Genomic DNA, 6,781 nt, shown 5'->3' with positions numbered 1-6,781 from the left:
GAAATCCTGCAAATGCGCCTGCAGCGCCTGACCGGCCTGGAACAGGACAAGATCGTCAACGAGTACAAGGAAGTGATGGCCCTGATCGCCGACCTGCTGGACATCCTGTCCAAGCCGGCCCGCGTGACCGCGATCATTACCGATGAACTGAACGCCTCCAAGCTGGAATTCGGTGAGAAGGATCCGCGCCGCTCGACCATCGAGAACAACGCGACCGACCTGGAAACCGAAGACCTGATCACGCCGCAGGACATGGTGGTGACGCTGTCGCACATGGGTTATATGAAGGCCCAGCCGCTGTCCGAATACCGCGCCCAGAAGCGCGGCGGCCGCGGCAAGCAGGCGGCGGCGACCAAGGATGAAGACTGGATCGACCAGCTGTTCATCGCCAACACGCACGATTACATCCTGTGCTTCTCCAACCGCGGCCGCATGTACTGGCTGAAGGTGTGGGAAGTGCCGCAAGGCTCGCGCACTTCGCGCGGCAAGCCGATCGTGAACATGTTCCCGCTGCAGGACAACGAGAAGATCACCGTGGTGCTGCCGCTGTCTGGCGAAAACCGCACCTTCCCGGAAGACCATTACGTCTTCATGTCGACCAGCCTGGGTACCGTGAAGAAGACCCCGCTGAAGGACTTCTCCAATCCACGTAAGGCCGGCATCATCGCGGTCGACCTGGACGAGGGCGACTTCCTGATCGGCGCCGCGCTGACCGACGGCCAGCACGACGTGATGCTGTTCTCCGACGCCGGCAAGGCCGTGCGCTTCGACGAGAACGATGTGCGTCCGATGGGCCGCACCGCGCGCGGCGTGCGCGGCATGAACCTGGAAGAGGGCCAGAGCGTGATCGCGCTGCTGGTGGCGGAGAACGAGGAGCAGTCGGTGCTGACCGCGACCGAGAACGGTTTCGGCAAGCGTACCCCGATCACCGAGTACACCCGCCACGGCCGTGGTACCAAGGGCATGATCGCCATCCAGACCTCCGAGCGTAACGGCAAGGTGGTGGCGGCGACCCTGGTCACCAAGACCGACGAGATCATGCTGATCACCACGGGCGGTGTGCTGATCCGCACCCGCGTGTCGGAGATCCGCGAGATGGGCCGTGCCACCCAGGGCGTGACCCTGATCGCGGTGGAGGACGGCACCAAGCTCTCGGGCCTGCAACGCATCGTCGAAGCCGACGCCGACGAGCCGGAGGCCGAGGCAGACGCGGAAGGCGGCGCAGCAGCCGAATAAGGCTGACCCGCAACGGGCCCTGTCTGAGCAATCAGGCCGGGCCCGTTAGTTTTTTAAACCCCTGAAAATCAAAAAACAAATAAGTAATGAAGAAAATCGTTGTATCCCTGCTGGCTTGTTTCGCGTTTGCCCATGGCGCCTTTGCCGCCGATGCCGCCCCGGCGCCAGCCGCGAATGCAGCCAGTGCAGCCGCCGTGCGTGAAGTGCTGGATGCGATGAATTACCGCGCCACCTGGTCGGCGATGGTGGGGCAAATGACCAAGGCCATGCCGGGCATCATCCGCCAGCAGACCGAGGCCGCGCTCAATGCGGACACGCGTCTGACCGATGCGCAGCGCAAGGAGCGCCTGGCCAAGCTGGACGCCGACATGCCGAAAGTGACCGAAATGCTGGCCCAGGTCATGTTCGACCCGGCCCTGGTGGTGGAGATGGAGGCGGAGATGACGACCCTGTACACCCGTTTCTTCACCGCCGACGAGTTGAAGCAAATGGCCGCCTACTACCGCTCCCCGCTGGGCACCAAGAGCCTGCAGGTCATGCCGCAGGTGATGGCGGAGTCGATGGCGATCGGCCAGCGATTGACCGCGCCGCGCATCCAGAAAGCCATGGAGCAGTTCCGCAAATCGAATTGAGGAGTCAGCAGTGAAAAAGTTTGTGCTTGCCGCCGTATCCGCCGCCGTGTTTGCCGCCGCAACCTGCGCCCACGCCGCCCCGCCCAGCGAGGCCGCGGTGCGCGAACTGATGGAGGCGACCAATGCCCGCAGCAGCATGGCTGCGTCGATGCAGAATATGTCCAAGGCCCTGCCGCAGGTACTGCGCCTGCGTGCCGAGGCGGTGGTGCGCAACAATCCCAAGCTGAACGACGACCAGCGCAAGGCGGAACTGGCAAACGTGGAGCGCCGCATGCCGGCCATCACCGCCGCCCTGCAGAAAGAGCTGAACGATCCTAAACTGGTCGATGAACTGTACAACCAGGTGGTGCCAATGTACGCGCGCCACTTCACCGCCGAGGACGTGAAGGCGCTGACCGCCTTCTACCGCAGTCCGGCCGGCAAGAAGTCGCTGCAGGTCATGCCGCAGCTGATGGCGGACAGCGCCCAGGTTGCGCAAAAGCTGACGCAGGAGCGCGCCAAGCGCATCATCGAACAAACGAAGTAAGGAGTCTGGAAGTGGCGAACATCTACAATTTCTCCGCCGGCCCGGCCGTGCTGCCTAAGGAAGTGCTGCAACAGGCGGCCGCTGAAATGCTGGACTGGCAGGGCAGTGGGATGTCCGTGATGGAGATGAGCCACCGCGGTCCGGAATTCATTTCGATCTACCGCGCGGCCGAGCGCGACCTGCGCGAGCTGCTGGCGGTGCCGGACAATTACCGCATCCTGTTCATGCAGGGTGGCGGCCTGTCGCAGAATGCCGTGCTGCCGATGAACCTGTGCGGCGGCGCCGACAGCACCATCGATTTCGTGCAGACCGGCTCCTGGTCGTCCAAGTCGATCAAGGAGGCGGCGCGCTATGCGCGCGTGAACGTGGCGGCGTCGTCGCAGGCCACCGGTTTCGACCGCGTGCCTGACCAGTCCGGGTGGAAGCTGACCCCGGGCGCGTCCTACCTGCACGTCTGCACCAACGAGACCATCGACGGCGTCGAGTACAACTTCGTGCCGACCGTGCAGGGCGATACGCCGATCGTGGCCGATATGTCCTCGCACATCCTGTCGCGTCCAGTGGACGTCAGCAAGTACGGCGTCATCTTCGGCGGCGCGCAAAAGAATATCGGCCCGGCCGGCGTGACCGTGGTCATCGTGCGCGATGACCTGATCGGCAAGGCGCTGCCGTTCTGCCCATCGGCGTTCGATTTCAAGAACGTAGCCGACAACGAATCGATGTACAACACGCCGCCCACCTACGGCATCTATATTGCCGGCCTGGTGTTCCAGTGGCTGAAGAAACAGGGCGGCGTAGCCGCCATGGAAAAGCGTAATATTGAGAAAGCCGAGCTGCTGTATGCAGCGCTCGATGCCGACGACTTCTACCAGAACCGCGTCGCAAAAGACTACCGTTCGCGCATGAACATCCCGTTCTACCTGCGCGACGAATCGCAGAACGAAGCATTCCTGGCCGGCGCGAAAGCGCGCGGGCTATTGCAGCTGAAGGGCCATAAGTCCGTCGGTGGTATGCGGGCATCGATTTACAACGCGATGCCGATCGAGGGCGTGCAAGCGCTGGTCGACTACCTGAACGAATTTGCTGGGCGCTAAACCCGGTAAGCCAGGGTCAGACCCTTGGGTCTGACCCAGGTTTACCGGGTTAAGCAGCAGCATCAAGCGAACGCAAACGAATGACAGACAAACTGAAACCCCTCCGCGAGAAGATCGATGCGATCGACGCGCAAATCCTGGCGCTGCTGAGCGAGCGCGCCAAAGTGGCGCAGGAAGTCGGCCATGTGAAGGCCGAAACCAACGCCCCCGTCTTTCGTCCCGAGCGCGAAGCGCAAGTGCTGCGCGGCGTCGCCGAACGCAACCCGGGCCCGCTGGCCGCGCGCGAAGTGCAGACCATCTTCCGCGAAATCATGTCCGCCTGCCGCGCGCTGGAACGGCGCGTCACCGTGGCCTTCCTCGGCCCGGCCGGCACCTTCAGCGAGCAGGCCGTGTACGCCCAGTTCGGCACCGCCATTGAAGCGCTGCCGTGCGCCTCCATCGACGAAGTGTTCCGCGCCACCGAAGCCGGCACCGCCGATTTCGGCGTGGTCCCGGTCGAGAACTCGTCCGAAGGCGCGGTCAACCGCACCCTGGACCTGATGCTGGCCACCCCATGCCTGATCAGCGGCGAGATCGCGATTGCCGTGCACCACAGCCTGATGACCAAGACCGGCAGCATGGACGGCGTGCAGGTGATCTGCGCCCACTCCCAGGCGCTGGCCCAGTGCCAGGTGTGGCTGAACCAGAATTTCCCCAACATCGAACGGCGCGCCGTGGCCTCGAATGCCGAAGCAGCGCGCATGGCGGGCCAGGACCCGACCATCGCCGCCATCGCCAGCGAGCACGCCGGCGCGCAGTACGGCCTGGGCGTCACGCACGCCCACATCCAGGACGACCCGCACAACCGCACGCGTTTCGTGGTGATTGGCAGCCTGCAGACCAACCCGTCCGGCAAGGACCACACTTCGCTGGTGCTGGCGGTGCCGAACAAGGCCGGCGCGGTGTACCACCTGCTGGCGCCGTTGTCCAAGCATGGCGTCTCGATGACGCGCTTCGAATCGCGCCCGGCCCGCATCGGCACCTGGGAGTACTATTTTTATGTAGACGTGGAAGGGCACGTACAAGACCCGTCCGTGGCAAAGGCGTTGGCCGAACTCAAGGACAATGCTGCCTTCTTCAAAGTGCTGGGCTCCTACCCGACCAGCCTCACCTGACCTTTATAAGAGATTAGAAACATGTCCAAGAATTACGGCCCTGAATACGTTCGCGCAATCGCTCCTTACCAGGCGGGCAAGCCGATTTCCGAAGTGGCGCGCGAGTTTGGCCTGCAGGAAGAGAACATCGTCAAACTGGCTTCCAACGAAAACCCGTTCGGCGTGCCGGAATCGGCGCAGAAGGCCATGGCCGCTGCCGCCGCGGAACTGGGCCGCTACCCGGACGCCAACGCCTTCGACCTGAAGACCGCGCTGGCCAAGCGCTATAACGTGCCGATGGACTGGATCACCCTGGGCAACGGCTCCAACGACATCCTGGAAATCGCCGCCCACGCCTTCGTCGAGCGCGGCCAGTCGGTGGTGTACTCGCAGTACTCGTTCGCCGTGTACGCACTGGCGACCCAGGGCATCGGCGCGCGCCATATCGTGGTGCCGGCCAAGAACCATGGCCACGACCTGGACGCCATGGCTGCCGCGATTGAGGCGGACACCAAGCTGGTGTTCATCGCCAACCCGAACAACCCGACCGGCACCTTCGTGACCGGCGCCGAGATCGAGGCCTTCCTGCAGAAGGTGCCGGCGCATGTGGTGGTGGTGCTGGACGAGGCTTACAACGAATTCCTGAAGAAGGAAGACCAGTACGAGTCGGCGGAGTGGGTCAAGAAGTACCCGAACCTGCTGGTATCGCGCACCTTCTCCAAGGCCTACGGCCTGGCCGGCCTGCGCGTGGGCTTCGCGCTGGCGCAGCCGGAAGTGACCGACCTGATGAACCGCATCCGCCAGCCGTTCAACGTCAACTCGCTGGCACAGGCCGCTGCGATTGCGGCGCTGAACGACAAGGAGTTCCTGGAAAAGTCGGCCGCCAACAATACCGCCGGCTACGAACAGTTCGTGGAAGCGTTCAAGGACATGGGCCTGGAGTATGTGCCGTCCTACGGCAACTTCGTGCTGGTGCGCGTGGGTAACGACGATGCGGCCGGCGCGCGCATCAACCTGGCGCTGCTGAAGCAGGGGGTGATCGTCCGCCCGGTGGGCAACTACGGCCTGCCGCAGTGGCTGCGCATTTCCATCGGCCTGCCGCAGGAGAATGCGGTGCTGATTTCTGCGCTGCGCAAGGCGCTGGCGGAGGACCGTGCTTAATAAGGTTGTCATCTTTGGCGTCGGCCTGATCGGCGGCTCGTTCGCACGGGCGCTGAAGGGGGCTGGCGCAGCCAGGCATATTGTTGGTGTCGACCGTTCCGAGGCGTTCCTGGAGCGGGCGCTGGAGCTGGGTATCATCGACTCGGCGGCCTACCCCGGTAAACCCGGGTCTGACCCAAAGGGTCAGACCCCGTCTGCGGCGCCGGCAGTGGCAGGGTCTGACCCTTGGGTCAGACCCCGGTTCACCGGGTTTAGCGAAGCACTGGCAGGCGCCGACCTGATCCTGCTGGCCGCCCCGGTGGCGCAGACCGGCCGCATCCTGACAGCGATCAAGCCCCACCTCGACGCACAAACCATCATCACCGACGCCGGCAGCACCAAAAGCGACGTAGTTGAAGCCGCCCGCGCCGCCCTGGGCGAACGCGTGCGCCAATTCGTCCCCGGCCACCCCATCGCCGGCCGCGAAACCAACGGCCCCGATGCCGCCATCCCAGACCTGTACCTAGGCAAAAAGACCGTCATCACCCCGCTGGCCGACAACGCGCCAGAGGCCATCGAACGCGTCGCCCAAGCCTGGCGCGCCTGCGGCGCCATCATCCACACCCTGACCCCGGAAGAACACGACAAAGTATTCGCCGCCGTCAGCCATCTCCCGCACCTGCTGGCCTACGCGCTGGTAGATGACGTGGCCAGCAAGCCCCACTCAGGCCTGCTGTTCCAATACGCTGCCAGCGGCTTCCGCGACTTCACCCGCATCGCCGGCAGCTCGCCTGAAATGTGGCGCGATATCAGCCTCGCCAACCAGGCCGCACTCCTGACCGAGCTGGATGCATATCTGGCACAATTAACCCGTTTGCGCGCCAGCCTTGCCGCTGGCGACGCCACCGCGCTCGAAGCGGTCTACGCCAACGCCCAGCGCGCGCGCCGGCAGTGGATCGAAACCATCGAGGCGGCCGAGCCGCCGCAGCCCAAAGACGCGGCGGCAGAATAAGGAACACG

7 protein-coding genes are annotated in these 6,781 nt (G+C 64.0%); all 7 read left to right on the top strand.

Annotated elements, in window-relative coordinates:
- Positions 1-1,236: DNA gyrase C-terminal beta-propeller domain-containing protein (locus ACE3TQ_RS18060; protein ID WP_374583676.1), on the top strand; the 1,236-nt coding region annotated here is incomplete at its 5' end.
- Positions 1,237-1,322: 86 nt separating this feature from the next.
- Positions 1,323-1,868: a DUF2059 domain-containing protein gene (locus ACE3TQ_RS18055; RefSeq protein ID WP_374583675.1), complete on the top strand. Its 546-nt coding sequence runs from the start codon at positions 1,323-1,325 to the stop codon at positions 1,866-1,868.
- A gap of 10 nt (positions 1,869-1,878) precedes the next feature.
- Positions 1,879-2,394 carry a DUF2059 domain-containing protein gene (locus ACE3TQ_RS18050; protein ID WP_374583674.1) on the top strand — a complete coding sequence of 172 codons (516 nt, stop codon included), beginning with the start codon at positions 1,879-1,881 and terminating at the stop codon, positions 2,392-2,394.
- A gap of 11 nt (positions 2,395-2,405) precedes the next feature.
- Positions 2,406-3,488, top strand: coding sequence for a 3-phosphoserine/phosphohydroxythreonine transaminase (gene serC / locus ACE3TQ_RS18045; RefSeq protein WP_374583673.1), 1,083 nt, complete (start codon positions 2,406-2,408; stop codon positions 3,486-3,488).
- An 80-nt stretch (positions 3,489-3,568) separates the two neighbouring features.
- Positions 3,569-4,642 carry a prephenate dehydratase gene (gene pheA, locus ACE3TQ_RS18040; protein WP_374583672.1) on the top strand — a complete coding sequence of 358 codons (1,074 nt, stop codon included), beginning with the start codon at positions 3,569-3,571 and terminating at the stop codon, positions 4,640-4,642.
- 21 nt (positions 4,643-4,663) lie between these two features.
- Positions 4,664-5,782 carry a histidinol-phosphate transaminase gene (gene hisC, locus ACE3TQ_RS18035; RefSeq protein WP_374583671.1) on the top strand — a complete coding sequence of 373 codons (1,119 nt, stop codon included), beginning with the start codon at positions 4,664-4,666 and terminating at the stop codon, positions 5,780-5,782.
- Positions 5,775-6,773 (top strand): prephenate dehydrogenase, encoded by a 999-nt coding sequence (locus ACE3TQ_RS18030; protein WP_374583670.1) that lies wholly within the window; start codon positions 5,775-5,777, stop codon positions 6,771-6,773. Before hisC ends, ACE3TQ_RS18030 begins: the two co-directional genes overlap by 8 nt.
- Positions 6,774-6,781: the final 8 nt, after the last annotated feature.

Source organism: Pseudoduganella sp., from assembly GCF_041914865.1.
Lineage (GTDB): Bacteria > Pseudomonadota > Gammaproteobacteria > Burkholderiales > Burkholderiaceae_D > Rugamonas.
Note: the sequence above shows the minus strand (reverse complement) of the source record. Positions and strands in the feature narration are given on the sequence as shown.